Here is a 25,767-nt window from a genome sequence, read left to right as displayed (position 1 = left end):
GGGGGCGATCCTCACTTGCTGAAGCCGGGGGCGATGAAGGCCGATGCGACCTGCTTGCCCTTGCCCTTGGCGGGCGCGACCGGCTTGAACATCGAAATGGGCGGCGATACCGGATTGACGGTGGTCGGCGGCGCGGTCGTTGGCTTGGGACGTTGTTCGCCCGTGTGGCCGCCAAAGCTCTGGCCGAGCAGCACGCGCTCCGCATCGTTGGGGGCGACATAGCCGTCGGTCGGCAGCTTGATGTTCGCCGCGTCGGTCGGCCGCACCAGATACGGCGTGACGACGATCATCAGCTCGGTCTCGTTGCGCTGGAACTTGCTCGACCGGAACATCGCACCGAGGATCGGAATGTCGCCCAGGCCCGGCGCTTTGGAGACCGAGTTGACGTTCGAATTGCGCATCAGCCCGCCGATCATGAACGATTGTCCCGAACCGAGTTCGACCGTCGTCTCGGCGCGCCGCGTAGTGATCGCGGGGATGTTGAAGCCGTTGAGCACGATCGCGCCATCGGACGACAATTCGGACACTTCGGGACGCACGCGCATCGAAATGCGGCCGTCGGCCAGCACGGTCGGCGTGAACGCCAGGCTGACGCCATATTGTTTGTATTGGATGGTGATCGAACCGAGCGCCTGGCTGATCGGGATCGGGAATTCGCCACCCGCGAGGAAGCTGGCGGTTTCGCCCGAAAGCGCGGTCAGATTGGGCTGCGCCAATGTGGTGACGAGGCCGTCATTTTCGGCAAGGTCGAGCGCCGATGCGACATCGACGCCGAACAGGCGACCGAGGAAGCCGAGGCTGGTCTTGCCCGCGCCGATGCCCAGTTTGGAAAAATCGGCGACGGTCGCGCCGCGCGTCACGAACTGGCCGGTGCGCGGGTCGAACGGCAGCGAGATCGAACCTGCGGGCAGACCGAACACCGACGACGCGTCGAGTTTCTGCAGCGCCGCGGTCGAGGCATAGCCGATTCCGGTGTCACCAAAGGCGCGACCCTGGGCAACATTGAACTGGAATCCACCAGTGGTGTCGCGGGTCAACAGATTGACGCCGATTTCCTTGACCAGCGCGCGGCTCACTTCGGCGATCTTGACCTGCAGATTGACCTGCAGCGGCGTCGCCGATTTGAGGCGGCTGACGACCTGTGTGCCTTCGCCGACGAACGCCTGGACCAGCCGTTCGGCTTCCGCCGAATCGTCCGGACCGGCCACGGTGCCGGTGAGCAGGACGAGGCCGTTCATCGGCGTGCTGACGATCGCGGCATCGGGCAAGGCGAGACGCAGCATCTGGTCGAGCGAATTGCTGTTCGAACCGACGCGGACGTTGGTCGAATAAACGACCTGGCCGCCCTTGGTGGTCGCGAACACCGTCGCTTCGCCCTTGGTCTTGGCAAAGACGTAAAGCTGGGTCGGCGAACGAACCTGCACGTCGGCGACCTTGTCGTTCGACACGAAGATATCGCTCATCGGTGCGGGCAGGTTGACCAACTGGCCACGCCCTTCGGACAGAACCAGGTCGCCGAGCGGGCGCTGAATGCCTGCGGGGGCGGTGACGCCGGCGGTGGGCAGTGTGGCGGTGGCCAGCGCAGCCGCGCCGACGAAGCCGCGGAGGATCGTCTTCACACGCATTTACTTGGCCCCCAACTGGACTTCGGTGACAGTATTGCCGCGCGCGACACGCACGACCGGCCCCTGTGGCATCGCCTTGGCCATAGCGCTGACCATCGCGCTCATCGCCGTGCCGGCATCGGCCGGATTGGCTGCGGGCGAAACGGTGTTGTTCGACGGCGGGACGGTGCGCCGCTGAAAGCGCGAGACGTCGGCACCGGTCACATACGTCGTGTTGCTGTCCTGTGGCCGCTGTGCCGCCTGCTCCATGATCGCCGCCGTGGTTTTCGGATCGGCGTCCTTGGGCAGCGTCACATCGCCCGAGGCGATAGCGCGGTCGAGCTCGGCGTTGTTGTCGGCGATCGAGCGCAGGCTCAGCGACAATTGGCCGATGGTCTGTGCCACCGCGATCTTTTCGGCGAGGCGCGGGGTGACTTCCAGCGTCACGCTCGACGCCACCGCGACCTTCTTGTTGCCCTTGTCGTCCTCGTCGGGAACGACTTTCTGGTCGGTCGCCAGCACGCGGACGTTGCGGATGAAGGTTTCGGAGGCTTTCAGCTCGGGTCCCTGGCCCGACACGCTTTGCGTCAGCACGAGATCGACCCGGTCGCCCGGGAACACGAAGCCGGCGACACCGGTCTGGTTCGACACTGCGACGGTCACGGCGCGCATCCCGGCACCGAGCGCGGCGGCGAGGAAGCCACGGTCGCCCGGCTTGACCAGGGACCCCTGGGTCAGCGGCTGTCCGGCGGTGATGTCCGCGCGGACGACAGTGCCCGCGAGGCTCGCCGGGTCGGCCGATCCCTTGATGTAATAGGCGTTCTCGACCAGATCCTTCGGCCAGGGCTGATAGCGAAAGCTGTCGGGCTGGATGATCGTGCCGACGGGCAGCATGCGCGTGGCGACCAGGACTTCGGGGCCGACCGGCGCGGCGACGACCATCGCCTGCGCCTGCGGAGCGGCACTTTGGCCGAACATATTCTTGGCCATGACCGCGGCCATTGCCGCAACCACCAACGCGCCGACCAACAAGGCAATCTTCTTAGGCTCCATGACGGAACGCCCCTCCGACCCAAAATTCAATAAGCGAACTATTGAACAGCAATGGTTAAAATACGGTGCGAACTATGCTCCACGCCCCCGCCGCCGCGATCGCGACGCCATACGGTACCTCCAGCGGACGATCGGTCGGGCGGAGCTTGTGAAACAACAACATAGCGACGGTCAGCACGCCGCCGAGGATCGCCATGAGTGTGAGCAACGATAAAAACGGCGTGACCGGAAACCACAGAGCCAGCGCGCCGATAAGCTTTACGTCGCCGCCGCCCATCGCGCCGATTGCGAACAATCCGGCGAAAGCGCCGAACACGGCGAGCGCGAAAGCGAGTTGCAGCGCCGCCCCCGGCCATGGTGACAGCCCTGTTGCCCACCAGAATAATGGCGCCGCCAACGCGATGCCCAGGTTTAGCGCATTGGATATGGTGCGGCTGCGAATGTCGGTGGCGGCTGCGGCGATCAGCGCGGTGAGCAGACCGGCGAGCAGCAAAGTCTGGACTTCTGGCATGCCCGAATGGACTAGACGCTACCAATCAAGAAACCGTAACTGCCAACCATGATCTTCGATTTTGCTGTGATCGGCGGCGGTATCGCCGGGGCGAGTGTGGCCGCCGAACTCGCGCCGCACGCGTCGGTCGTGGTTTTGGAGGCGGAGGACACGCCCGGTTACCATTCGACCGGACGCTCGGCGACGTTCTGGCACGAGACGCTGGGCGGGGTGCTGGTGCAGCAGCTGACCACGGCGTCGGGGCCGTTCCTGCGCGCGGGCGGCTATCTGTCGCCGCGCCTGACCCTGAATGTGGCCGAGACGGCGTCCGAGGACCGGCTTGCCGCGATGGCGGCGAGATTTGCCGGGACGCCGGTGCGTCTGACGCAGATCGGTCGCGAGGCGTTGTTGAAATGGTTGCCTGATGCCGCGCCCAGTCTGATCGGCGCGTTGATCGAAGAGGATTCGGCCGATCTCGACGCGGCGGCGCTGCATGCGGCGAGGCTCGGTGAGTTCCGCAAGAGCGGGGGGACGGTCGAAACCGATTTTCGCGTCGATGCGATCCGGCGTGGGGATGGCCTGTGGCACGTCGCAGCGGGCGACCGGGCCATCGCCGCGCGGGTCATCGTCAACGCCGCCGGTGCCTGGGCGGATACCGTCGCCGGGCTGGCGGGTGTCGCGCCGCTGGGCATTACCCCACACCGCCGCACGATCGTGCAGGTGCGCGTCGATCAGGACCTGCCTGCCGACCTGCCGTTCACCATCGACGTGGCGGGCACATTCTACTTTCGCGCAGAGGGCGGCGCGCGCGTCTGGGTGTCACCGCATGACGAAGCGGCGGTCGAGGCACACGACGTCGCGCCGGAAGAACTCGACGTCGCCATCGCCGTCGACAGGCTGGAAACGATGACCGGGTGGCACGTCCTGGCGGTCGAGCGCAAATGGGCCGGGCTGCGCAGCTTCGCGCCCGATCGCATTCCCGTTTATGGGTTCGATCCGCTGGTCGAAGGCTTTTTCTGGTGCGCCGGGCAGGGTGGCACGGGGATACAAACCTCGCCCGCTGCGGCGGAACTCTGCGCCGCGCTCTTGCTCGGCCAGACCCCACCGTTCGATGCGCAGCCCTATTCGCCCGCGCGGTTCAGCGGCTGACGGTCAACGCCTGGCATCCGCGGCGTCGCTCGCCAGGCGGTCGGCGCGTTCGTTGTCGGGGTGACCCGCATGACCTTTGACCCAGACCCATTCGACGCGGTGCGGTTCCGCGGCGGCGCATAATGCTTGCCACAGCTCGACATTCTTGACGGGTTTCTTGTCCGCGGTGCGCCAGCCGTTCTTGCGCCATCCGTGAATCCACTTGGTCAGCCCGTCCATGACGTAGCGGCTGTCGGTGGACAGCGTCACGCGGCACGGGCGGGTCAGCGCGTTCAGTCCCTCGATCGCCGCCATCAATTCCATGCGGTTGTTGGTGGTGTGCGCCTCGCCGCCCGACAACTCGCGCTCTTTTGCGCCCATGCGGATCAACGCGCCCCAGCCGCCCGGCCCGGGATTGCCCTTGCACGCGCCGTCAGTGGCGATTTCGACGTGCGGGAGTTCGGTCATGCGAGGTAGTGGCGCAGACGGCGAACGTAAGCGAGCGGGTCCTTACGCGTCACCAAAGCGTCGGCGGGCGTGTTGAGCCAGTCCCACGAGCGTGACAGCGCGAACCGCAAAGCTGCCCCGGCGGCGAGGATCGGGAAGGCGGCCTGTTCGGCTTCGGTCAACGGGCCATAGCCTTGTATCAGTGCATCGCCGATTTCGGAGCGATAGGTCGGGCCGGCTGGATCGAATGCCCAGGCACCGTGCATCACTGCCAGATCGTAAGCGCGCAGATCGGTGCAGGCGAAGTAGAAGTCGATCAGCCCGGTCACTGCGTCGCCGCGCATCAGAACGTTGTCGGGGAACAGATCAGCGTGAACCGCGCACACGGGCAGGTCGGTCGGCCATGCTGCTTCGATGCGATCGAGCGCGGACGACAGTTCGTCAAACAGCCCGGGCGCGATGCCATCAAGGTCGGCACCGCAACGGGCGAGCAACGGACGCCACGTCGCGATGCCCATCGAGTTCGGCCGCTCGCCTCGAAAATCGTCCACCGCGCGGTGCATGTCTGCCAACGCAGCCCCCGCCGCCTGCGCCTGTGCCGGTGTCGGCGTCGTCAGCGATATGCCCGGCAGAAACTTGATCAGGCAGGCGGAACGACCGCACAGCTGCTGAATCTCGACGCCCTCACGATCCTTGATCGCCGGCGGGACGGGCAGGCCCTTCTCCGCGAGGTGATCGAGCAACGCCATGAAGAAGGGCAAATCATCCGCCGCGACACGCTTTTCATAGAGCGTCAGAATGAAGCGGTCGGTGGTCGTATCGACGAGGTAATTGGTGTTCTCGACCCCCTCGGCGATCCCTTTGGCCGAAACCAACTCGCCGACATCGTAACGCTTGAGGAACTCGCCCAGCGCTTCGGCCGAGACGTGGGTGTAGACCGCCACTTCAGGCGGCGAGGCCGTGCGGCAGTTTGAATGCGATGTTTTCGACCGTTGTTTCAACCTCTTCGCGCGTCAGCGTGAAGCGCGCGTTGAGCCAGGCAATAACCTCATCGACCAGCAATTCGGGGGCCGACGCTCCGGCCGTCAGGCCCAGTGTCGTCACCCCGTCGAGCCACGCCGGGTCGATATTTGCCGCGCGGGGGATCAGCAGTGATTTGGCACCCCCGCGCTCGGCAACCTCGACCAACCGCAGCGAATTGGACGAATTCGATGCGCCGATCACCAGAACCGCGTCGCACCGCCCGGCCATCGCCTTGACGGCTTCCTGCCGGTTCGATGTGGCGTAACAAATGTCCTCGCCGCGCGGACCCTGGATCGCCGGGAAACGCGTCTGCAGCGCTGCTACGATTTCCGCCGTGTCGTCGACCGACAAAGTCGTCTGCGTCAGAAAAGCCAGATTGTCCGGATCGGGCACGGCAATCGTCGCGACATCGGCGACCGTCTCGACCAGCGTCATCGCGCCTGCGGGCACTTGACCAAAGGTGCCGATAACTTCGGGATGGCCGTCATGGCCGACAAAGACGATGTGACGACCCGTCGCGACCAGCCGTTCGGCCTGACGATGGACCTTCGACACCAACGGGCAGGTCGCGTCATACCATTGCAATCCCCGCGATGTCGCATCGGCGGGCACGGCCTTGGGCACACCGTGCGCCGAGAAAATGACTTCGGCCCCATCGGGCACTTCGCTCAATTCATCGACGAAGATCGCGCCCTTGGCCTTCAGAGCATCGACGACGAATTTATTGTGGACGATTTCATGACGCACATAGACGGGCGCGCCGTGACGCTCGAGCGCCAGTTCGACGATGCGGATCGCGCGATCGACGCCAGCGCAAAAACCGCGCGGCGCGGCGACGAGGAGGTGGAGGGGTGGTCGTTCAGTCACGCGACAGGCGCTTACGCGATTGCTTGCACGCGCGAAACCCGCCTAAAGCGCCTCCACTGTTCGAAAGGTCTGTCCCGTTGAATAAATTGCTGCCGCTCGCCGCCGTCGTGCTGCTTTCCGGGTGCGCCCACAAGCTTGGCGAGTTCAACGAAGCGGGCGGAATCAACGCCACGCGTTCGACCTGTCCCGCAGTCGCGATTCCGGCGGCGACCGGCGACATCACATTGTTCGATCCGCCTGCCAGCCGCGATGCGCGCGCGATCGACGTGACCGCCTACATGACCAATGTCCGCGTCAGCTGCGCGCCGCAGGGCGATCAGGTCGTCGCGCAGGCCGATTTCGACGTGATCGGCCACCGCCGCGATACCAGTCAGGCACGCGACGTGACGCTCCCTTATTTCTCGACGGTCGTGCAGGGCGGCAACACCGTCATCGCCAAGCGCATCAGTCGCGTCGCGCTGCATTTCGATGCGGGCCAGGCCGACGCACGCACACGCGGCAGCGGCGGCGCGGTCGTCTCGCTCGCCGCCGCGACTTTGCCCGAAGCGGTGGTCACCAAGATCAACCGCAAGCGCAAGGCCGACGATGCCGATGCGTCGATCGACCCTATGGCGGCACCGGACGTGAAAGCGGCCCTGGCGCGCGCGAGTTTCGAACTGCTCGTCGGCTTCCAGCTGACCCAGGAGCAATTGCGCTACAACGCGACGCGATAAGGCGTTGACTCGAATCGGGGCGACAACCATTCGTCGTTCCAGCCTCTTCCTTCGGGAAGGCGGCCGCGCGGGAGAGTCCCCGATAAGGGGCGCCGAAGGAGCAACCGCCCCGGAATCTCTCAGGCAACCGGACCGCGCGGACGTTAACAGGCAACTCTGGAAAGAGTCCGGCTCGCCGGGCCGCCGACGGGGCAAAGCTCTCAGGCATCCGTGACAGAGGGGGCAGGCGGCGGGATGTCCTCGTCTGCTTGCATCTGTCGTGGAGTTGCCCGTGGACGAACCTGTCGAGACCCCGACCGAAACACTGCCGCTGGATGGCTGGCACCGGGCGCAGAGCGCACGGATGGTGGCGTTCGCCGGCTATCACATGCCGATCCAATATGACGGCATCATCGCCGAGCATTTGTGGACGCGCACGCACGCCGGGCTGTTCGACGTCAGCCATATGGGCCAGCTGCTTATCGGTGGCGCGGGCGCTGGCGAGGCGCTCGAAACGCTGTTGCCTAGCGACATTGTCGCCATCGGGCAGGAGCGGCAGCGTTATTCGCTGTTGCTCGACGAGAGCGGCGGGATCCTCGACGATCTGATGATTACGCGCAGGGACGACGGCTATTACATGGTGGTCAATGGTGCGACCAAGTGGGACGATATCGGCGTCCTGCGGGAATTTCTGCCCGACGAGATTACGATCAACCACCTCGACGACCGCGCGCTGATCGCGCTGCAGGGGCCGGAGGCGCATGTCGCGCTGGAGCGGCTCGTGCCCGGCGTCGCGGCTTTGTATTTCATGCAGTCGGGGGTGTTCGGCGATCTGTGGGTCAGCCGTTCGGGCTATACCGGCGAGGACGGGTTCGAGATTTCGGTACCCGCCGCGCAGGTCGAAAGCTTCGTCGCCGATCTGGTCGCGCAGCCCGAGGTCAAGCCGATCGGGCTGGGCGCGCGTGATTCGCTGAGGCTCGAGGCGGGGTTGCCGCTGTACGGGCATGACCTCGACGAGACGATCGATCCGGTCGAGGCCGGGCTGACGTTTGCGATCCAGAAGCGGCGGCGCGACGCTGGCGGCTTTCCCGGGGCGGAGCGTATTCAGGCGGGATTTCGCGATGGGCCGAAGACCAGGCGTGTCGGCCTGATCATCGATGGACGCCTGCCCGCGCGTGAGGGCGCGACGATCCATGCGGGCGGCGTGACGGTCGGCCGGGTCACGTCGGGCGGCTTTTCGCCCAGCCTCAATCACGCGATCGCGATGGGCTATGTCACGCCCGAACATGCCGCAGCGGGAACGCTGCTCGAGGTCGATGTGCGCGGCAAGCGCCTCGCCGCCTCGGTCGCGCCGATGCCGTTCGTACCCCACACCTATCACCGCCAGCCCAAGGCATAAGGGAGCCTTTCCGATGCGTTATTTCACCAAGGATCATGAGTGGATCGAAGTCGACGCCTCGGGCGAGACCGCGACCGTCGGCATTACCGACTATGCCCAAGGGCAACTCGGCGACATCGTGTTCGTCGAAGTGCCGGCCAGCGGCGCGCGCCTCGACAAAGGCGGCGACGCGGCGGTGGTCGAGAGCGTCAAGGCGGCGTCGGACGTCTATTCGCCGGTGACCGGCACCGTCAGCCAGGGCAACCCGGCGCTGGAAGGCGACCCCAGCCTGGTCAACACAGCGCCCGAGAGCGACGGCTGGTTTTTCACCATCGTGCTGGAGGACAAGGACGAATTATCGGCTCTGATGGACGAGGCGGCGTACAAGTCGTTCGTCGAGACGCTCTAGCCCATGCGTTATTTGCCCCTGACCGATGCCGACCGTTCGGCGATGCTCGAGACGATCGGCGCCGATTCGATCGACGCGCTGTTTGTCGATGTGCCGGTGGAAGCGCGGCTGGACGGGCCGATCCACGGCCTGCCGAACCATGCCACCGAAATGGCGGTCGAGCGGCACATGCGGATGCTGTCCAAGAAGAATCTGGCGGCGGCGGATGCGCCGTTCTTTCTCGGCTGCGGGGCGTATCGCCATCACGTTCCGGCGTCGGTCGATCATCTGATCCAGCGCGGCGAATTCCTGACGGCGTATACGCCGTACCAGCCCGAGATCGCGCAGGGCACGCTGCAGATGCTGTTCGAATTCCAGACGCAGGTCGCGCGGCTGTTCGGCTGCGATGTCGCCAATGCGTCGATGTACGACGGCTCGACCGCGTGCTGGGAAGCGATCGGCATGGCCGGGCGCGTGACCAAGCGGAGCAAGGCGGTGCTGTCCAGCGGACTGCATCCGCATTACGTGTCGGTCGCCAAGACGATGGCGAAGTATACCGGCGACACGCTGGATATCGCCGCGCCTGAACTGGTGGCGGAAACCGATGCCGACCGCGTGATCGCGGCGATCGATGGCGAGACGTCGTGCGTCGTCGTCCAATATCCCGACATCCTCGGTCGCGTTGCGGATTTGAGCGCGATTGCCGAGGCGGCGCATGCGGCGGGCGCGCTGCTGATCGCCGTTGTGACCGAGCCGGTGGCGCTGGGGATGCTCAAGTCGCCGGGTGAGATGGGCGCGGACATCGTCGTCGGCGAGGGGCAATCGATCGGCGTCGGATTGCAATTCGGCGGGCCTTATGTCGGGCTGTTCGCGTGTCAGGAAAAGTTCGTGCGGCAGATGCCGGGGCGGCTATGCGGGGAGACAAGGGACTCCGATGGAAAGCGTGGGTTCGTGCTGACGCTCAGCACCCGTGAGCAGCATATCCGGCGCGAGAAGGCGACTTCGAATATCTGTACGAATTCAGGGCTTTGTGCGCTGGCGTTCTCAATTCATATGACCTTGCTAGGCGAAAAAGGGCTGAGGGGACTCGCCGGGATCAACCATGCCAAGGCGGTCGCCGCGGCGGGTGTGCTGAGTGCCATTCCCGGGGTCGAGCTGGTCACCCCGACGTTCTTCAATGAGTTCACACTCAAACTGCCCAAGGCGGCGCGGCCGGTCGTGCGGGCGCTGGCGGACAAGGGCATATTGGGCGGCGTGTCGCTCGGGCGGCTGTATCCGGACGATGGCAGTATCGAGCATGGACTGGTCGTCGCGGTGACCGAAACGGTCAGCGACGAGGACATTCAAGCCTTTGCCAAGGCGCTGGCGGAGGAACTGGCATGAGCGCGGTCAATGCCAGCGGCTGGAAGCCGGACATGGGCCAATCGAGCGAGGGCGCGGTGCCGACTTTCACCGGCAACCGGGCGCTGATGCTCGACGAAGCGCTAATCTTCGAGGTCGGTGATTCCGAGACCACCGGTGTCGATTTGCCCGAGGTCGTCCCGGCGGCGGCCGGGACCGCTGGCGGCACGACCGATGATAGCGGCCCCGGCTTGCGCCGGGGTGACGGGCTTGCTGGCTTGCTCCGCACGTCCCCGATCGGCCTTCCCGGACTCAGCGAGCCCGAGACGGTGCGTCACTACACCCGCCTGTCGCGGCAAAATTACGCGATCGACCTGGGCCTGTTCCCGCTCGGCAGTTGCACGATGAAGCACAACCCGCGGCTGAACGAGAAGGTCGCGCGGATGCCGGGGTTTGCCGACGTCCATCCGCTCCAGCCGGTCGATACGGTGCAAGGCGCGCTGGGCGTGATCAACGAACTGGCGGTGTGGCTGATCAAGCTGACCGGCATGCACGGTGTGGCGATGACGCCCAAGGCGGGCGCGCATGGCGAGCTGTGCGGCATCCTGTGCATCAAGGCGGCGCTGGATGCGCGCGGCGAGACAGGGCGAAACGTCATCCTCGTCCCCGAAAGCGCGCACGGCACCAATCCGGCGACGGCGGCGTTCGCGGGCTATAAGGTTGAGAACATCCCGGCGACGGCGGCGGGGCGGGTCGATCTCGAGGCGCTGACCGCGCGGCTGGGACCCGACGTCGCGGGGGTGATGATCACCAACCCGAACACCTGCGGCTTGTTCGAGCGCGACATGAAGGCGATTTCGGACGCGGTGCATGCGGCCGGCGGCTACGTCTATTGCGACGGCGCGAACTTCAATGCGATCGTCGGGCGGGTGCGGCCGGGCGACCTCGGCATCGATGCGATGCACATCAATCTGCACAAGACATTTTCCACCCCGCATGGCGGCGGCGGGCCGGGGTCGGGGCCGGTGGTGCTGTCCGAAGCGCTGTCGCCTTACGGTCCGCTACCGTTCACCGAGCGGCATGCCGATGGGCACATCACGCTGGTCGAGGAAGAAACCGTCGAGGATCGTCACCCGCACAGTTTCGGGCGGATGTGCGCGTTCCACGGGCAGATGGGCATGTTCACGCGCGCGCTGACCTACATCCTCAGCCACGGCGCGGATGGGCTGCGTCAGGCGTCGGGCGATGCGGTGTTGAACGCCAACTACATCCTGCGCAGCCTGGAGGACGTGCTCGACGCGCCGTTCGCGGACAGCGGGCCGTGTATGCACGAGGCATTGTTCTCGGACGAAGGTTTCCCCGACGGGTTCTCGACGCTCGATGTGGCCAAGGGGCTGATCGACGAGGGGTTTCACCCGATGACGGTGTATTTCCCGCTGGTGGTTCACGGCGCGATGCTGGTCGAGCCGACCGAAACTGAATCGAAGGCGAATCTGGATCAGTTCATCGGCGCGTTGCGGGCGGTGGCCGAGCGGGCGCGGGCGGGTGATGTGGCGTTGAAGTCCGCGCCGCATTTTGCCCCGAGGCGGCGGTTGGACGAGACGTTGGCGGCGCGGAAGCCGGTGCTGACGTGGCGGCCAAGGGACGTCGCCCCGGCGTAGATTGGCGGGTCGGGCCGTTCCCTGGACGGCCCTTGGACATGCGGGGCATGTCCAACCAGCCACTGGGCCGCTATCAACAGTAGCGCGACCGTTCGCAGCGGCCCCGGCCTTCGCCGGGGTGACATGTAGGTTAGCTCGCCAGCCGCCGCGCGGTTTCCTGAATCAGGCCGATCATGTTGGGGATGCCTTGCGTGCGGTTGCTGCTGAGGTGGCGGCCGAGGTCGAAGGGGGCGAGCAAGGCGGGGATATCGAGCGTCGCGACTTCGGCGGCGCTGCGTTCGCCGACTGCGGCGAGGACCAAAGCGACGATGCCTTTGGTGATCGCGGCGTTGCTGTCGGCGAGGAAGTGGAGTTGGTCGCCGACCTGCTGCGGATAGACCCAGACGGAGGCGGAGCAGCCGCGGACTTTGGTTGCGTCGGTTTTCAGCGCCTCGGGCATCGGGTCCAGCCCGCGCCCGAGGTCGATCAGATACGCAATGCGGTCATCGCCTTCGAGAAAGGCATAGTCGTCGAGGACGTCGGCGAGTTGGGGGAGGGGCATTGAGCGGCTGTATCAATCCGTTGGGCGGGTGCCCAGCCGAACAGTCCGGCGGCTGGACGGGATTAGGAAGAAGAAGCTGGGTCCCGGATTAAATCCGGGACGACGTTGAATTGAGGATTATTCTTCATAACGGTGATCCGTCACCCCGGCCCCCGAGCCGGGGTCCAGCTTCCTAAAGCTCAACCCCAGCGGCGATCGCTTCCAGTTTGCGGATGCGTTCCTTGATGTCGGCCAGGTCGATGCGCGCCGCGGTCTGGGGCAGGCCGACCGACGGCGCATTGTGCGTCGTCAGTTCGGTCTGTTTCAGCGCGATCCACTGCTTGAAGCCGATCAGGCCGGTGGCGGCGAGGATCGCGGTGCCGGTGACCGCCGAGCCGGCGACAGTGACGAGTGTTGCGGAGTCCATGGTCAGTCTCCTTCCTCTTGGTTCAGCGCAGCCGCTCGATCTCACGATCGAGATCGACGGCACGGTTGGTGTCGGTGGCGATGCGTTCGAGGACGTGGAGGCGTTCCTTCAACTCCTTCACTTCCTCACGCAGCCGGACGGTTTCGGTATCGTCGGTCTGCATGGCGGCAAGGCGTTGATCGCGACCACGGCGGCCGCCCCAGAAATTGCCGGTGGGCAGGCCGTTCTTGGCGCGGACGAAATTCGCAACCGCCCCGATCCCCACGATCATGACAACCATTTCAAACGGATTCATCAGTCGTACTCCTTTAAGCCTGGTCGCGCTGCGGATCGGGGAGCTGCGCGGTGCGCAGCGCTTCGATCTGGTCGGACAGGTCAGTTCCCTTGTCGGTGGCGATGCGTTCGAGAACGCGGACACGCTGTTCGAGCCGTTCGGTATGCGCCGCATATTGGGCGGTCTTTTCGGCGGTCATCTGCGATTGCAGGTCGAGCTGACGCTCCTTGACCTTGATCCACATCTTGAAGGGCGCGATCCCGATCGCGGCGAGGGGGATCAAAACCCAGATCCAGCTGGCAACATCGCTCATCGTGCGTCCCCTTGAACCTGGTCGTGGCGCGGATCGGGCAGTTGCGCGGTGCGCAGTGCTTCGATCTGGTCGGCGGTGTCCATGCCCTTGTCGGTGACGATCCGTTCCAGCACACGCATGCGCTGTTCCAGCCGTTCGGTGTGGGCGGCATATTGGGCCGCCTTTTCCGCGCCCAGCGTGGTCTGCGCCGCGATCTGCTTGCCCTTCAGCCGTGCCCAGATGGCAAAACCGGCGAGCATGAAGGGAGAGAGCGGGATAAGGGCGAAAATGGCGTTCTGATCGAACATCTGACTGTCCCTAGTTCGAGCGGATCGAGCGCAGCTGCTCGATATCGTGGCTCAGGGTGTGCGCGCCGTCGGTCACGATGCGCTCGACATTGGCCAGGCGATCCTTGACCGAGCTCAGCTCGGCACGCAGCTGGGCGTTTTCCTGGCTGACCAGCTTGACGCGTTCGAGCATTTCCTCGTTCTTTTGCGGCAGCATCGGTTTGCCCCAGCTGCTTTCCAGCGGATAGCCGTTGCCGATCTTCATCCAGGTGGTGACGATGTAGCTGATGATGCCGAGCCCGCCGACCGCGAGGGCCATTGGAATGATCACCGTAAAGAGTTGTGCTTTTGCGGGGTCCACGATTTTTCTCCCTGATGCTCGCGGCTTTTAGCGCAGCGAGTCGATTTCGTCGGCCAGCGCGGTGTTGCGGCTGGTGTAATAGGTTTCGACATCGGCCAGGCGGCGATCGAGATCGCGGAACTTGGCGCGGACATCGGTCGCGGTGCGCGACGGCGACTGGCGGACACCCTGCCAGAATTTGGCGTCTTCCTTGTCGGTGTAGAGCCCGGCAGGCTTCGGATTGGCGATCCAGGCGATGATCAGATAGGCGATCAGCAGCGAACCCGAACCGAAGATCGTGCCCAGCACGGTGACGATGCGGATCACGCTGACGTCGATGCCGGTATATTCGGCGAGACCGGAGCAGACGCCGAGCCATTTGGCGTTCTGCTTGTCGAGGTAGAAAGAGGTGGGTCGAGCGTCCATTTGAACTACTCCTTCGAAAAATGAGGGTGAATTAGAGGCCGGATTTCCAGTTGGGATTTTCGGCGGCCATGATGCGTTCGATGGTGATCACGCGGTCTTCGAGACGGCGGGCGGTTTCATGCATCTCACCGAGCAGCGCTTCGTCTTCGCGGGGCAGGGTTTTTCCCTGTTTCCACTTGGTGATGTAGTGCAGGATCAGCCACGGCAGTCCGATGAATAACACCGGCACGACGGTGACCGCCATCATGACGTCTTCCATATCAAAGCCCCTTGTTCAGTTTGGCCTTGAGCGCTTCGAGCGCCGCATCGACCTTGTCGGATGATTTCAGTTCGGCGATTTCCTCGTCGAGCGACTTCGGCTGGCCACCGAGGTTCAGCGCATCGGCCTGGCCCTCGGCATGATCGGCTTCGCGTTCCAGGACATCGAAGCGCGACAGGGCGTCCTTGACGCGTTCGCCGGCATAAGCCTCGAACGCCCGGACCCGGCCCTTCGCCGTATCGATGCGGCTCTGGATCGCCGACTGGCGGGTGCGCGCTTCGGTCAGCTTGGTCTGGAGCTTGGAAATGTCCTTCTCCGCGATGCCCAGCGTCTCGCCCAGCCGGGCAATCTCGCCTTCGAGGCGTTCGCGGGCGTCGGTCGCCTTCTGCTTTTCCTGCAGCGCCGCCTTGGCGAGGTCTTCGCGGTCCTTCGACAGCGCGAGCTCGGCCTTGTCGGTCCAATTGTCCTCCAGCGCGGTCAGCTTGCCGACATGGCGGCGCAGCTCCTTCTGGTCGGCGATCACGCGAGCGGCGCCGGCGCGGACTTCGACCAGCGTTTCTTCCATCTCCATGATGATCATGCGGATCATCTTCGACGGATCTTCGGCGCGGTCGAGCAGGTCACCCATGTTGGCGGCGAAGATATCGCGCGCCCTGGAAAAGATGCTCATGTTGAACTCCATCGACTTGATCCTTTGCTTTGTAACTAGGCTTGCCGGGGTCGGGGAGGGAGGGGAGCACCTCCCCAACCCCGGCAAGTATTCCCCGCCGCTTAGCTGTTGGCGGGGACCGACGCCGCCGTGGGGGTGGCGGCGCGGGCAGGGCTGACCGCCACTGCAAGACAGGTCGTCGACATCAGGACGGCGCCGACGATGGCGGTGAGGGTGTTGCGGAAGTTGCTGTTGTTGGTGGTCATTGGAAGTCTCCTTAATGGGGTAGTCGTTGAATTTGTTTCCGCGTTGCTGCGGATACCAATGGTAATGCAGGAACCGTGCCAATTGATAAGTTGTTGTAATTGCTACGTTTGTTCACGACGTGCCAACTCAGGTGTTGCAAACAGTTGGTAAAATATACTAACTATCGGGAATGGCTGATCGGGTTGAACAGGTTGTCGGACGGTCGAGCGAGTTTCTCGACTGTCTGGAGCTGGCGAGCCGCGCAGCGACGCTCAATCGTCCGGTGCTGGTCATCGGCGAGCGCGGGACCGGCAAGGAGCTGATCGCGTCGCGGCTTCACCGCCTGTCGAACCGCTGGTCGGGGCCGCTGGTGACGATGAACTGCGCGGCGCTGGCCGAGACGTTGATCGAGGCCGAGCTGTTCGGGCATGAGGCTGGCGCGTTCACCGGCGCGACCAAGGCGCGGCAGGGGCGGTTCGAGGAGGCCGATGGCGGGACGTTGTTCCTCGACGAGCTGGCGACGCTGAGCTCGGGCGCGCAGGAGCGGCTTCTCCGCGCGGTCGAATATGGCGAGGTGACGCGCGTCGGGGCCAACAAGCCGATCCGCGTCGATGTGCGGATTGTCGCCGCGACCAACGAACATCTGCCGCGGCTGGTCGAGCAGGGCCGGTTTCGCGCCGATTTGCTCGACCGGCTGGCATTCGAAGTGGTGACACTGCCGCCGCTGCGCGCGCGCGAGGGCGATGTCGCGGTGCTGGCCGACCATTTCGGGCGACGCATGGCGGCGGAGCTCGAATGGGATGCGTGGCCCGGCTTCACGCGCGAGGCGGAGGATCAGCTGCTGGCTTATGGCTGGCCGGGCAATATCCGCGAATTGCGGAACGTCGTCGAGCGCGCGGTGTATCGCTGGGACCGGCGGGAGGAGCCGATCGGGGCGATCGAGTTCGATCCGTTCGCATCGCCGTGGTTGCCCGTTATGGTGGACAAGCCCGAAAAAAGCGGGACCCCGGATCAAGTCCGGGGTGACGCAGTTATTGCGAGTGAGGCTCCGTCGCCCCGGCCCCCGAGCCGGGGTCCAGCTTCGTCCCTTAAAGACGAGATGATGGCGCACGAGCGTGTTATCCTCGAAAACGCGCTCCAATCCGCGCGCTACAACCAGCGCACCGCCGCCAAGGCGCTGTCGCTAAGCTACGATCAGCTCCGCCACGCGCTGAAACGTCACGGATTGTTGGAGAAAAGCGCCGCTTAGGGCGTTCGGAGGACAAAGGAGATTTCCATTGCCCTTCGCCCTCCCCGAATTGCCGTATGCCAAGGATGCCCTGGCGCCGCACATGTCGGCCGAGACACTCGAATTCCACCACGGCAAGCATCACAAGAAATATGTCGACGAGACCAACCGGCTGGCCAAGGAAACCGGCAAGGATGGGCTGAGCCTGCTCGAGTTCATCAAGCAGGCGGACAAGGGGCCGCAGTTCAACAATTCGGCGCAGCTGTGGAATCACAGCTTCTTCTGGCAATGCCTGTCGCCCAAGGGTGGCAAGCCGTCAGGCGAACTTGCGAAGCGGATCGACAGCGATCTGGGCGGCTACGATCAATTCGCGAAGGATTTCGCGGCCGAGGCGACCAAGCATTTCGCCAGTGGTTGGGCGTGGCTGGTCGAGATCGGCGGCAAGCTGCAGATCACCAGCTATCACGATGCCGACACGCCGGTCGCGCACGAAGGGGTGCTACCGCTGTTCACGCTCGATGTGTGGGAACACGCTTATTATATCGACTATCGCAACGAGCGGCCGAAGTTCATCGAGGCGGTGTTGGGCAACATCGTCGATTGGGACTTTGTCGCGCAAAATCTCGACGGGAATGGCGCCGGTCGCGCGGATCAGCCGGGCGGCTGAATCCGCCTCAAGTCAGGCGTAAGTGACGGCCGAACGACGGCGGCGCATCGCGCCGCCGGTCAAGGCGAAGCCGCCGATCAGCAAGGCCCATTGGGCCGGCTCGGGCACTGCGGCGGCAGCGAATTGCATCGCGTTGGTGTTGGCCAACCCTTGCCCACTGACGTCGATCGTGCCCATCGGCGTGCTGACGCCGTGGTAGATGAATTCGAAGTCGAACACGTCGCGGTTCTGGCAGCAGTCTTCACGTCCGAACACCTGCAAGCGCGTGATGTTGTACGTGCGCGAAAATGTCAGCAGCAGATACGGCGCCGGGTCGCTGGTGTCCGAGATGTAGACGCCGCCGCCATAAGGCTGACCGTCGGTGAGACCGTCATTGACCTTGTCCGGGCCGGTGAAGCCGAACAGCGCGCTCGAGGCGGTTGCGACGGCGCGCGGCGCGACATTGATCAGCCCCTGAAACGCCTGAAGCTCCGCGATTTGCAGCGGCAGACCCTGGGTGTTGGTGACGCGGATCGCGGTGACGTTGACCGCTTGCGCAGGAACGGCGCAGGCGAGCGCGATAATCGAGAGCAAAGCGGCACGAAACATCAAGCGTCCCCAAGGCGCAGATTGCGCCTTGGGGACGCTTATTCGAAATTAACCATCTTCACCACTATCGTTCGATAGTAGTGAAGATACCCGCGTCCGACGCGAAAGCGATCTAGTTCTTCGCCTTGTCGACCAGCTTGTTCGCGCCGATCCACGGCATCATCGCGCGCAGTTCCGCGCCGACCTTTTCGATCGGATGCGCCGCTGCGGTCTTGCGCGACGCCTTCAGCTCGGGCTGACCCGCGCGATTGTCGAGCACGAAGTTCTTCACGAAGCGGCCCGACTGAATATCGGCGAGGACGCGCTTCATTTCCGCCTTGGTCTCGTCGGTGATGATGCGCGGGCCGGTGACGATGTCGCCATATTCGGCGGTGTTGCTGATCGAATAACGCATGTTGGCGATGCCGCCTTCGTAGAGCAGGTCGACGATCAGCTTGGTTTCGTGGAGGCATTCGAAATAGGCCATTTCGGGCGCGTAACCCGCCTCGACCAGCGTTTCGAAACCCGCCTGGATCAGGTGCGTGATGCCGCCGCACAGCACCGCCTGCTCACCGAACAGGTCGGTTTCACATTCCTCGCGGAAGTTGGTTTCGATGATGCCGCTGCGCCCGCCGCCGACGGCGGAGGCATAAGCGAGGGCAATGTCGTGCGCGTTGCCGCTTGCATCCTTGTCGATCGCGATCAGGCAGGGGACGCCGCCGCCGCGGACATATTCGCTGCGCACCGTGTGGCCCGGACCCTTGGGCGCGATCATGATCACGTCGAGGTCGGCGCGCGGCTCGATCAGCCCGAAATGGACGTTGAGCCCGTGCGCGAAGGCGATGGTCGCGCCCTGTTTCAGATTGGCGTGGAGATCGTCGGCATAAATCGCCGCCTGATGCTCGTCAGGGGCGAGAATCATGACGATGTCGGCCCAGGCCGCCGCGTCCTTGTTCGATTTGACCGCGAAGCCCGCGTCGATCGCCTTTTTCGCGGTCGCCGAGCCTTCGCGCAGGGCGATGGCCACGTCCTTGACGCCGCTGTCGCGCAAATTCTGCGCGTGGGCATGGCCTTGCGAGCCATAGCCGACGATGGCGATCTTCTTGTCCTTGATCAGGTTCAAATCGGCATCACGGTCGTAATAAACGCGCATTGGTTTCCCCATCTCGTCGCCCCGGCGAAGGCCGCGGCCGCTATTCATACTCATGCCGCCAGCGGTCCCGGCCGGCGCCGGGACGACGGCAAACTATAAAGCTTCTCTTCCCCGCGCCATCGCGACGATGCCGGTGCGGGCGACCTCGACCAGCCCGATTTCGCCCATCAGGGCAATGAAGCGGTCGATCTTGGAACTGGAGCCGGTCAGCTCGAACACAAAGCTGCCCGTCGTCGTATCGACAGGCTTCGCGCGGAAAACATCCGCCAGGCGGAGCGCCTCGATACGATTTTCACCGCTGCCCGCGACTTTTACCAGCGCGAGTTCGCGTTCGATATGCTCGCCCGCCAGCGTCAGATCGACGACGCGGTGGACGGGCACCAGCCGGTCGAGCTGCGCCACGACCTGTTCGATGACTTGCGCCGGGCCGGTGGTGACGATGGTGATGCGGCTGACCGCATCGTCGTCGCTGATATCGGCGACGGTCAGGCTCTCGATATTATAGCCGCGCGCGGAAAACATGCCCGCGATGCGCGCGAGGACGCCCGATTCATTGTCGACGGTGACGGAGAGCGTGTGCCGCTCGACGGGGCCTGAGGCGATTTTCATGAGCGGGCCTCTCGGCGCAGGAAGATGAGGAAAGCGGCGGCCCAGGGCAGGTCGAGTAATGAGGTGACGAACTGACTGGTCGGGATCACCGCCGACGACCATGCGGCGAGCATGAGCACGACAAACCCCAACTTCCCAATCACACCAAGTTTGACGATCCCGTGGTGCCGGTCGGGTGCGTTTGCAACCATCGCATAGCCGACGCCGAACACGGCAATGAACCAGCCCATTGCGCGCACGGGCAAAGTTCCGGGATCGAAGTCGTGCCCGATATCGTCTCCGGGAAAAATCATCAGTGCGAGACCGATGATGACGTTGAACGCCGCCGCGACCCAGAACAGGATGGACCAGCCGCGCATCACACCAGCGCCTTCGCTTCGTCTTCCATCTCGCCGACGACTTCGTCCGAATGGAGGAGCATTTCGGTATGCGCCGCGCCCGAGGGGATCATCGGGAAGCAGTTGGCGAGTTTCGACACGCGGCAATCGACCATCACCGGGCCGTCATGCGCCAGCATCTGCTGGATGCCCGCGTCGAGATCGGCCGGGTCCTCGATCCGCAGCCCCAGCCAGCCATAGGCTTCGGCCAGCCGCACGAAATCGGGCAGGCTTTCGGAGTAGCTGGAGGCGTAGCGCGACTGGTAGGTCAGTTCCTGCCACTGGCGCACCATTCCCATATATTCGTTATTCAGGATGAAGACCTTGACCGGCGCCTTGTACTGGGTGGCGGTCGCCAGTTCCTGGATGTTCATCTGGATCGACGCTTCACCGGCGATGCAGATGACGAGTTCGTCGGGGTTGCCGATCTGCGCGCCGATGGCCGCGGGCAGGCCGTAGCCCATCGTGCCAAGGCCACCCGAGGTCAGCCATTTGTTGGGCGCGTCGAAGCCGAAATGTTGCGCCGCCCACATCTGGTGCTGGCCGACTTCGGTGGTGACGATCGGGGCGCGGTGTTTCGTCGCCGCATACAGCGCGCGGACCGCGGCCTGCGGCATGATCTCGTCGGTGCGCGCCTCGAAGCCCAGCGAATCGCGCGCGCGCCAGCCGGCGATGCGCGACCACCAGGCGTCGAGATCCTGCGGCTTGAATCCGCGGTCGCGCCACACCGCCACCATGTCGCGCAGCACGTTGCCGACGTCACCGACAATGCCGAGATCGGTGCGGACGATCTTGCCGATCGAACTGCGGTCGATATCGACATGGATGCGCTGGCTGCCCGGGGAGAACGCGTCGAGGCGGCCCGTCACGCGATCGTCGAAGCGCGCGCCGAGGCAGACGATGAGGTCCGCATCGTGCATCGCCAGATTGGCTTCGTACGTGCCGTGCATGCCAAGCATACCGAGGAATTGCGGATCGCCCGCTGGCACGGCGCCGAGGCCCATGAGGGTCGAGGTCACCGGTGCGCCGGTGAGCGCGGCGAGTTCGCGCAGCATCTTGCTCGCCGCCGGACCCGCGTTGATGATCCCGCCGCCGGTATAGAGGATCGGGCGTTCGGCCGCCGCGATCATCTCGACTGCGCGGGCGATCAACGCGGGGTCGCCATCGACCTGCGGGTGATAGGAGCGGTGGCGGTTGCTTTCGGGCCGCGCATAGGTCGCGGTGGCGACCTGCACGTCCTTGGGAATGTCGATCACCACCGGGCCGGGGCGGCCGCTGGTGGCGATGTAAAAGGCTTCGTGGACCACCTCGCTGAGCCGCGCGGGGTCCTTCACCAGATAATTATGCTTGGTGCAGTGGCGCGTGATGCCGACGGTATCGGCTTCCTGAAACGCGTCGGTGCCGATCAGCGTCGTCGGCACCTGCCCGGTGATCACAACCATCGGGATCGAGTCCATCAGCGCGTCGGTGATGCCGGTGACCGCATTGGTCGCGCCGGGGCCGGAGGTGACAAGAACCACGCCGGGCTTGCCGGTCGAACGGGCATAACCCTCGGCGCCATGCGTGGCGGCCTGTTCGTGGCGGACGAGGATGTGGCGGATGCGCCCGTCCTGAAACAGCGCGTCGTAAATCGGCAGCACCGCGCCGCCAGGATAGCCGAAAATCGTATCCACGCCCTGGTCGACCAGAGCCTGGATCAGAATTTCAGCGCCGCTTTGCTCTCCCACCATGGCCTCCGGCTAGCCAGCCGGAGCGGGCAAGTCAAAAATTATGCTGCAACTGCGAACCCACGACGGCGACGTCGTACGACGCCACCGACAAGGCCAAAGCCGCCAATCATCAGCGCCCAATTGGCCGGTTCGGGAATTACGCCGGTCAGCAGGCCGTTATTCCCGTTATTGCCGTTATTGCCATAGGTGCCGAGGTGAACCTCGTTGGTCTGATTGAAGTTCTTCGCGACAACCGAGCCTTCGATCACATTGGCTTGCAGATCGGCGAGATAGGCCAGTACCGTGCCCTGAAACTGGCGGGTGAGCACCACCGACGATGCGTCGGCGAAGTTCCAGATGACGTTCTTGTTATACTGGCTGGCATTGCCGGTGAAATTCGATGCCATCGAATAGCTGCAGGTCAAATTCGTCGTGCAGGCGGAATTGGTGCTCTTCACGTTGATGATGATCGGCGTGCTGGTGTTCGCGAAATCGTACGCAAATTCGTTCTTCGAAAAGATCGACTGGTCGACGTTGAACACGGTGTAACCCGATGTCGCCGTGCTCTTGAAGGTGAACCCCTGACTGCCACTGATCAGCGTGCCGGTATGTCCGGCCTGAGCAAGGTAAGTCAGGCTGTTCGACAGCGCGGCGAAATTGTCGAACATCGTCTGTGTGTCACCGGCGACGCTGGCGACGGTCGGTGCGCCGGGCGACACAGGTGCAGCTACGCCCGCGCAATTGGCATAGTTCGCGCCGCAATTCGCGTGAATTGCGCCCGGCCCGCCATTGTTGTTCTGCACCGAGATCGAGCCGCCGGCATACAGGTTGCTGCCCGTCGAAATACCGCTCTGGCCATTGACTGAGCCACCGGCCTTCACGGTCAGATTGTTCGCGTTCATGTTCAAGTTCGAGATGTTGCCGAGCACGGTAACATCACCGTTGGTCGAGCTGTTATCGCCATTAGCGCCCAGCGAACCGCCGATTTGCGCCGTGCTGCCCGAGGTGATGTCGGCCGACTTGAGATTGCCGCCGACGCGGATGGTGTTGTTGCTGCCGCCCTGGATGCGCGTCGAATTGCCGCCGATCCAGACGTTGTTGCTGCCGCCCAGGCTAAGGCCATTCTGGTCGTTATAGCTCCCGGCGATGCGGAGCGCGGTGCCGGTGCTCACGGATATCTTGCCCGACACGCTGCCGCCGACGTTCACCGTGCCGTTGTTCTCCTGAACCTCGATGCCGTTGCTGCTGCCAACGACATAGGCGCCATAGCTGCCGCCGACCTGGTTCTTGATCTGCACCTGGGCGTTTTGATTGCCGCCGACCGTGACGGTTGCAAAGGTCGATGCGACCGTGCTCTGACCGTTCGACGCACCAAAGCCGATGTTGAAACCGTTGCCGCCATTCAGATTGCCGCCAACCCACGTCTTGCCTTCGATCTCACCGCCGCCATTCGTCAAATTCGCTTTGACGAAGACATTGAGCTGACTGAGCGTCACGAGCGCGACACCCGCCGCCTGTTTGTCTGCCGCGGTCGGCGCGCCGGCGATCGCCGGAACCGTCATCGCAGCAGTAGTGAGCAGCGCGCAAAGCGCAGCAGGACGAACAAAACGCATGATCACGACCCTAAATTAGAAAGCACCACTATGGAGCGGTGCTGCCCCTTACTATCCTGCGATATAGAAAATTCCGCGCATTTCGCAACTGCGAGATAAGTCAGCCGTCCTGTTTCGGGACGAACACAAGACGTGGCCAGTCGCCCGGAAATTGTCCGCGCATCCAGGTTTGCTGGCGCTTGATATAAGCTCTTGTATCCATGCTAATTTGTTCGACCGCTTGGTCGTGTGTCAGTTCGCCCGAAAGATATTTGAGCACAGGCGGTACTCCGATTGCTCGCATCACCGGGAGGTTCGGATCGAGAGTTCGGGCGCGCAACGCGGCAACTTCTTCGATCGCGCCTCCGGCCAGCATCGCTTCCACGCGTGAATCGCTTTGCCGCACGACGTCCTCCCGCGGTGGGTCCAAAATGAGTGGATTGAGGGATATTTGGGCGGCAATCCCGCCGACCCGCTCGCTTTGCCAATCGCTCAGCGATCGCCCGGTCGACCGCATCACTTCGAGCGCGCGGGCGACGCGGGTCGTGTCGCTCGGACGCAGTCGTGCGGCCATGTGCGGATCTTCGAGCGCCAAAGCGGCGTGCGCGTCCGCGACATCGAGCGCGCGGACTTCGCTTCTGAGCGCGGGATCGATGGCCGGTACCGGGGCAATGCCATCGAGTAGAGTGCGGATGTACAGGCCGGTGCCACCGACAAGAATCGGGTGCAGGCCCGCTGCCCAAATATCGGCGAGCGCCCCGCGCGCCTGTGCCGCCCAGTCCGCCGCCGAACAGGCCGTGGCACCATCGACATGGCCGAACAGGCGGTGCGGGACTGCTGCTTCCTCTTCTGCCGACGGACGCGCGGTCAGCACGCGCAGGTCGGCATAGACCTGCATCGCGTCGGCATTGACGATCACGCTGGGACGCTCCGCCGCCAGCCGCATCGCCAGCGCCGACTTGCCGCTCGCGGTCGGCCCTGCAATGAGCGTGAGGGGCGGGAGGTCGGCTTTGTTCATCGCGACGATCGTTGACCAGCGTGGTTTGGCCGCGTCCGTTATCGCCGATGCGGCGCGGGCGATAGGCGGGACGGCTGGCGCTGTCGTCGAAGGCGTCGCTTGCGACCTGCGATTTTCGGGCGATCCGGTGGCGGCGCGTATGACGCTGGAGGGTTTCGTGAACCTCGACGTCATTGTCCAACGCGCGGCGGACCGTCACCGCAAGCTGCTCGTCGCTGATATGGATTCGACGATGATTACCGTCGAATGCATCGACGAACTGGCTGACTATGTCGGACTGAAGGCCGAAGTCTCCGCCGTCACCGAGGCGGCGATGCGCGGTGAACTCGATTTTGGGGAAGCCCTGGCAGCGCGGGTCGCGCTGCTTGAGGGACTGCCTCTCGCCAAGGCCGAGGAGTGTTTGCGCGAACGGGTAAAGCTCATGCCTGGGAGCGTCGAATTGGTTACGGCATTTCGCGCGGCCGGAGGCTATGCGGTGCTCGTGTCGGGCGGGTTCACGCTGTTCGCGGAACCGGTCGGGCAGCAGGTCGGCTTCGATCGGGTGGTCGCCAACACGCTGCTCCACGAAAACGGCGCGTTGACCGGGAGGACCGCGCAGCCGATCGTCGACTCTGCGACGAAGAAAACGGTGTTGCTCGACGAGCTGACGAAGCGTGGCCTGCCAGCGTCGGCCAGTCTGGCCATCGGCGACGGCGCCAATGACATCGCGATGATCGAAGCGGCGGGGCTGGGTGTGGCGTATCATGCCAAGCCAAGGACCGAGGCCGCGGCGGATGCGCGGGTCCATTGGGGCGATTTGAATGTGGTGCGGTATGCTTGGGGGTTGGCTATCTAGGTCGCATGTCGCCCCTGCGCAGGCAGGGGCCCAGATGATCTCCCGACCTCGCGGCTTCGTCTCAATTTGAGCGTTTATCTGGACCCCTGCCTGCGCAGGGGCGACATGGCTTATTTGCTGACAGAAGACCCCGAAACGGCGAATGCCCGAGGCGTTTCCACCCCGGGCATCCGCGTGACGATTGCTCGTCAGCCCCCTTCTTGTTCTTTTCCCGGCTCGA

32 protein-coding genes and 2 riboswitches are annotated in these 25,767 nt (G+C 64.2%); of the genes, 9 read left to right on the top strand and 23 right to left on the bottom strand.

Translation table 11 applies throughout. The annotated features are described in order from the left end of the window. Positions 1 to 11: 11 nt before the first annotated feature. From ACM9ME_RS10285 to ACM9ME_RS10275, 3 genes are read right to left on the bottom strand one after another with little or no spacing between them, the layout of a single operon-like run. The gene (locus tag ACM9ME_RS10285; protein WP_415643371.1) at positions 12 to 1,625 is read right to left on the bottom strand and encodes a type II and III secretion system protein family protein; all 1,614 of its coding nucleotides are present in this window, start codon (positions 1,623 to 1,625) and stop codon (positions 12 to 14) included. Beyond that, the gene (gene cpaB / locus ACM9ME_RS10280; RefSeq protein WP_415643370.1) at positions 1,626 to 2,657 is read right to left on the bottom strand and encodes a Flp pilus assembly protein CpaB; all 1,032 of its coding nucleotides are present in this window, start codon (positions 2,655 to 2,657) and stop codon (positions 1,626 to 1,628) included. It abuts the gene before it with no gap. 55 nt (positions 2,658 to 2,712) lie between these two features. Beyond that, entirely contained in the window at positions 2,713 to 3,168 is a 456-nt protein-coding gene (locus tag ACM9ME_RS10275) for an A24 family peptidase (RefSeq protein ID WP_415643369.1), read from the bottom strand. Positions 3,169 to 3,216: 48 nt separating this feature from the next. Here ACM9ME_RS10275 and ACM9ME_RS10270 point away from each other — a divergent pair, with 48 nt between their 5' ends. Further along, a complete protein-coding gene (locus ACM9ME_RS10270; RefSeq protein ID WP_415643368.1) occupies positions 3,217 to 4,296 on the top strand; it encodes an NAD(P)/FAD-dependent oxidoreductase in 1,080 nt (359 codons plus the stop codon). A 3-nt stretch (positions 4,297 to 4,299) separates the two neighbouring features. Here ACM9ME_RS10270 and rnhA read toward each other — a convergent pair whose 3' ends face one another. Genes rnhA through ispH form a run of 3 tightly spaced genes read right to left on the bottom strand, consistent with a single transcriptional unit; the run spans position 4,300 to position 6,612 of the window. After that, a complete protein-coding gene (rnhA, locus tag ACM9ME_RS10265; RefSeq protein WP_415643367.1) occupies positions 4,300 to 4,743 on the bottom strand; it encodes a ribonuclease HI in 444 nt (147 codons plus the stop codon). Beyond that, positions 4,740 to 5,666, bottom strand: coding sequence for a homoserine kinase (thrB, locus tag ACM9ME_RS10260; protein ID WP_415643366.1), 927 nt, complete (start codon positions 5,664 to 5,666; stop codon positions 4,740 to 4,742). Before thrB ends, rnhA begins: the two co-directional genes overlap by 4 nt. 1 nt (position 5,667) lies before the next feature. Then, positions 5,668 to 6,612, bottom strand: coding sequence for a 4-hydroxy-3-methylbut-2-enyl diphosphate reductase (ispH, locus tag ACM9ME_RS10255; RefSeq protein WP_415643365.1), 945 nt, complete (start codon positions 6,610 to 6,612; stop codon positions 5,668 to 5,670). Between the two features lie 77 nt (positions 6,613 to 6,689). Here ispH and ACM9ME_RS10250 point away from each other — a divergent pair, with 77 nt between their 5' ends. The 5 genes from ACM9ME_RS10250 to gcvPB all read left to right on the top strand — a co-directional run bounded on the left by ACM9ME_RS10250 (position 6,690) and on the right by gcvPB (position 12,072). Beyond that, positions 6,690 to 7,325, top strand: a complete 636-nt coding sequence (locus ACM9ME_RS10250; protein ID WP_415643364.1) for a hypothetical protein — start codon at positions 6,690 to 6,692, stop codon at positions 7,323 to 7,325. Positions 7,326 to 7,383: 58 nt separating this feature from the next. Beyond that, positions 7,384 to 7,470: riboswitch (glycine riboswitch) on the top strand. Between the two features lies 1 nt (position 7,471). Next, positions 7,472 to 7,552, top strand: a riboswitch (glycine riboswitch). 38 nt (positions 7,553 to 7,590) lie between these two features. Further along, positions 7,591 to 8,703, top strand: coding sequence for a glycine cleavage system aminomethyltransferase GcvT (gene gcvT / locus ACM9ME_RS10245; RefSeq protein ID WP_462933486.1), 1,113 nt, complete (start codon positions 7,591 to 7,593; stop codon positions 8,701 to 8,703). 13 nt (positions 8,704 to 8,716) lie between these two features. After that, complete coding sequence (gcvH, locus tag ACM9ME_RS10240) at positions 8,717 to 9,091, top strand: glycine cleavage system protein GcvH (protein ID WP_415643362.1); 375 nt, start codon at positions 8,717 to 8,719, stop codon at positions 9,089 to 9,091. A gap of 3 nt (positions 9,092 to 9,094) precedes the next feature. Then, on the top strand, positions 9,095 to 10,453 hold the full coding sequence (gcvPA, locus tag ACM9ME_RS10235) for an aminomethyl-transferring glycine dehydrogenase subunit GcvPA (RefSeq protein ID WP_415643361.1): 1,359 nt from the start codon (positions 9,095 to 9,097) through the stop codon (positions 10,451 to 10,453). Then, positions 10,450 to 12,072 carry an aminomethyl-transferring glycine dehydrogenase subunit GcvPB gene (gene gcvPB, locus ACM9ME_RS10230; protein WP_415643360.1) on the top strand — a complete coding sequence of 541 codons (1,623 nt, stop codon included), beginning with the start codon at positions 10,450 to 10,452 and terminating at the stop codon, positions 12,070 to 12,072. Before gcvPA ends, gcvPB begins: the two co-directional genes overlap by 4 nt. Before the next feature lie 130 nt (positions 12,073 to 12,202). Here gcvPB and ACM9ME_RS10225 read toward each other — a convergent pair whose 3' ends face one another. The 10 genes from ACM9ME_RS10225 to ACM9ME_RS10180 all read right to left on the bottom strand — a co-directional run bounded on the left by ACM9ME_RS10225 (position 12,203) and on the right by ACM9ME_RS10180 (position 15,812). After that, on the bottom strand, positions 12,203 to 12,613 hold the full coding sequence (locus ACM9ME_RS10225; RefSeq protein ID WP_415643359.1) for a SufE family protein: 411 nt from the start codon (positions 12,611 to 12,613) through the stop codon (positions 12,203 to 12,205). A 172-nt stretch (positions 12,614 to 12,785) separates the two neighbouring features. Continuing rightward, positions 12,786 to 13,019 carry a hypothetical protein gene (locus tag ACM9ME_RS10220; RefSeq protein WP_415643358.1) on the bottom strand — a complete coding sequence of 78 codons (234 nt, stop codon included), beginning with the start codon at positions 13,017 to 13,019 and terminating at the stop codon, positions 12,786 to 12,788. 22 nt (positions 13,020 to 13,041) lie between these two features. Beyond that, positions 13,042 to 13,314: a hypothetical protein gene (locus tag ACM9ME_RS10215; protein WP_415643357.1), complete on the bottom strand. Its 273-nt coding sequence runs from the start codon at positions 13,312 to 13,314 to the stop codon at positions 13,042 to 13,044. Between the two features lie 13 nt (positions 13,315 to 13,327). Further along, positions 13,328 to 13,606, bottom strand: coding sequence for a hypothetical protein (locus ACM9ME_RS10210; protein ID WP_415643356.1), 279 nt, complete (start codon positions 13,604 to 13,606; stop codon positions 13,328 to 13,330). Further along, a complete protein-coding gene (locus tag ACM9ME_RS10205; protein ID WP_415643355.1) occupies positions 13,603 to 13,893 on the bottom strand; it encodes a hypothetical protein in 291 nt (96 codons plus the stop codon). Before ACM9ME_RS10205 ends, ACM9ME_RS10210 begins: the two co-directional genes overlap by 4 nt. A gap of 10 nt (positions 13,894 to 13,903) precedes the next feature. Continuing rightward, positions 13,904 to 14,191 carry a hypothetical protein gene (locus ACM9ME_RS10200; protein ID WP_415643445.1) on the bottom strand — a complete coding sequence of 96 codons (288 nt, stop codon included), beginning with the start codon at positions 14,189 to 14,191 and terminating at the stop codon, positions 13,904 to 13,906. Positions 14,192 to 14,260: 69 nt separating this feature from the next. Next, entirely contained in the window at positions 14,261 to 14,638 is a 378-nt protein-coding gene (gene pspC / locus ACM9ME_RS10195; protein WP_415643354.1) for an envelope stress response membrane protein PspC, read from the bottom strand. Positions 14,639 to 14,669: 31 nt separating this feature from the next. After that, the gene (pspB, locus tag ACM9ME_RS10190; protein ID WP_415643353.1) at positions 14,670 to 14,897 is read right to left on the bottom strand and encodes an envelope stress response membrane protein PspB; all 228 of its coding nucleotides are present in this window, start codon (positions 14,895 to 14,897) and stop codon (positions 14,670 to 14,672) included. Position 14,898: 1 nt separating this feature from the next. Beyond that, complete coding sequence (gene pspA, locus ACM9ME_RS10185) at positions 14,899 to 15,567, bottom strand: phage shock protein PspA (protein ID WP_415643352.1); 669 nt, start codon at positions 15,565 to 15,567, stop codon at positions 14,899 to 14,901. A 101-nt stretch (positions 15,568 to 15,668) separates the two neighbouring features. Beyond that, on the bottom strand, positions 15,669 to 15,812 hold the full coding sequence (locus tag ACM9ME_RS10180; protein WP_415643351.1) for a hypothetical protein: 144 nt from the start codon (positions 15,810 to 15,812) through the stop codon (positions 15,669 to 15,671). Positions 15,813 to 15,982: 170 nt separating this feature from the next. Between ACM9ME_RS10180 and pspF the strand changes: the two genes are divergently transcribed. Together pspF and ACM9ME_RS10170 are read left to right on the top strand one after the other, a co-directional pair. Then, complete coding sequence (gene pspF, locus ACM9ME_RS10175) at positions 15,983 to 17,041, top strand: phage shock protein operon transcriptional activator (RefSeq protein WP_415643350.1); 1,059 nt, start codon at positions 15,983 to 15,985, stop codon at positions 17,039 to 17,041. 28 nt (positions 17,042 to 17,069) lie between these two features. After that, positions 17,070 to 17,687 (top strand): superoxide dismutase, encoded by a 618-nt coding sequence (locus ACM9ME_RS10170; protein ID WP_415643349.1) that lies wholly within the window; start codon positions 17,070 to 17,072, stop codon positions 17,685 to 17,687. 12 nt (positions 17,688 to 17,699) lie between these two features. On the opposite strand, the gene ACM9ME_RS10165 is transcribed toward ACM9ME_RS10170, so the two are convergent. From ACM9ME_RS10165 to miaA, 7 genes are all read right to left on the bottom strand, one after another. Further along, positions 17,700 to 18,275 carry a PEPxxWA-CTERM sorting domain-containing protein gene (locus ACM9ME_RS10165; protein WP_415643348.1) on the bottom strand — a complete coding sequence of 192 codons (576 nt, stop codon included), beginning with the start codon at positions 18,273 to 18,275 and terminating at the stop codon, positions 17,700 to 17,702. A 112-nt stretch (positions 18,276 to 18,387) separates the two neighbouring features. Further along, a complete protein-coding gene (gene ilvC / locus ACM9ME_RS10160) occupies positions 18,388 to 19,455 on the bottom strand; it encodes a ketol-acid reductoisomerase (protein ID WP_415643347.1) in 1,068 nt (355 codons plus the stop codon). Between the two features lie 45 nt (positions 19,456 to 19,500). Then, on the bottom strand, positions 19,501 to 20,016 hold the full coding sequence (gene ilvN / locus ACM9ME_RS10155; RefSeq protein ID WP_415643346.1) for an acetolactate synthase small subunit: 516 nt from the start codon (positions 20,014 to 20,016) through the stop codon (positions 19,501 to 19,503). Continuing rightward, positions 20,013 to 20,378 carry a hypothetical protein gene (locus ACM9ME_RS10150; protein WP_415643345.1) on the bottom strand — a complete coding sequence of 122 codons (366 nt, stop codon included), beginning with the start codon at positions 20,376 to 20,378 and terminating at the stop codon, positions 20,013 to 20,015. The genes ilvN and ACM9ME_RS10150 overlap by 4 nt, the downstream gene beginning before the upstream one ends. Next, a complete protein-coding gene (locus ACM9ME_RS10145; RefSeq protein ID WP_415643444.1) occupies positions 20,375 to 22,120 on the bottom strand; it encodes an acetolactate synthase 3 large subunit in 1,746 nt (581 codons plus the stop codon). Before ACM9ME_RS10145 ends, ACM9ME_RS10150 begins: the two co-directional genes overlap by 4 nt. Positions 22,121 to 22,161: 41 nt before the next feature. Continuing rightward, positions 22,162 to 23,715 (bottom strand): collagen-binding domain-containing protein, encoded by a 1,554-nt coding sequence (locus tag ACM9ME_RS10140; protein ID WP_415643344.1) that lies wholly within the window; start codon positions 23,713 to 23,715, stop codon positions 22,162 to 22,164. A gap of 100 nt (positions 23,716 to 23,815) precedes the next feature. Next, positions 23,816 to 24,712 carry a tRNA (adenosine(37)-N6)-dimethylallyltransferase MiaA gene (miaA, locus tag ACM9ME_RS10135; RefSeq protein WP_415643343.1) on the bottom strand — a complete coding sequence of 299 codons (897 nt, stop codon included), beginning with the start codon at positions 24,710 to 24,712 and terminating at the stop codon, positions 23,816 to 23,818. A gap of 25 nt (positions 24,713 to 24,737) precedes the next feature. On the opposite strand from miaA, the gene serB reads away from it, so the two are divergent. Beyond that, positions 24,738 to 25,547 carry a phosphoserine phosphatase SerB gene (serB, locus tag ACM9ME_RS10130; protein ID WP_415643342.1) on the top strand — a complete coding sequence of 270 codons (810 nt, stop codon included), beginning with the start codon at positions 24,738 to 24,740 and terminating at the stop codon, positions 25,545 to 25,547. The last annotated feature ends 220 nt before the right edge of the window (positions 25,548 to 25,767 follow it).

It is taken from the genome of Sphingomonas antarctica (genome assembly GCF_965137005.1).
Classification (GTDB): domain Bacteria; phylum Pseudomonadota; class Alphaproteobacteria; order Sphingomonadales; family Sphingomonadaceae; genus Sphingomonas_O; species Sphingomonas_O antarctica.
The sequence above is the reverse complement of the archived record's forward strand: the minus strand, read 5'-3'. Positions and strand labels throughout refer to the sequence as shown.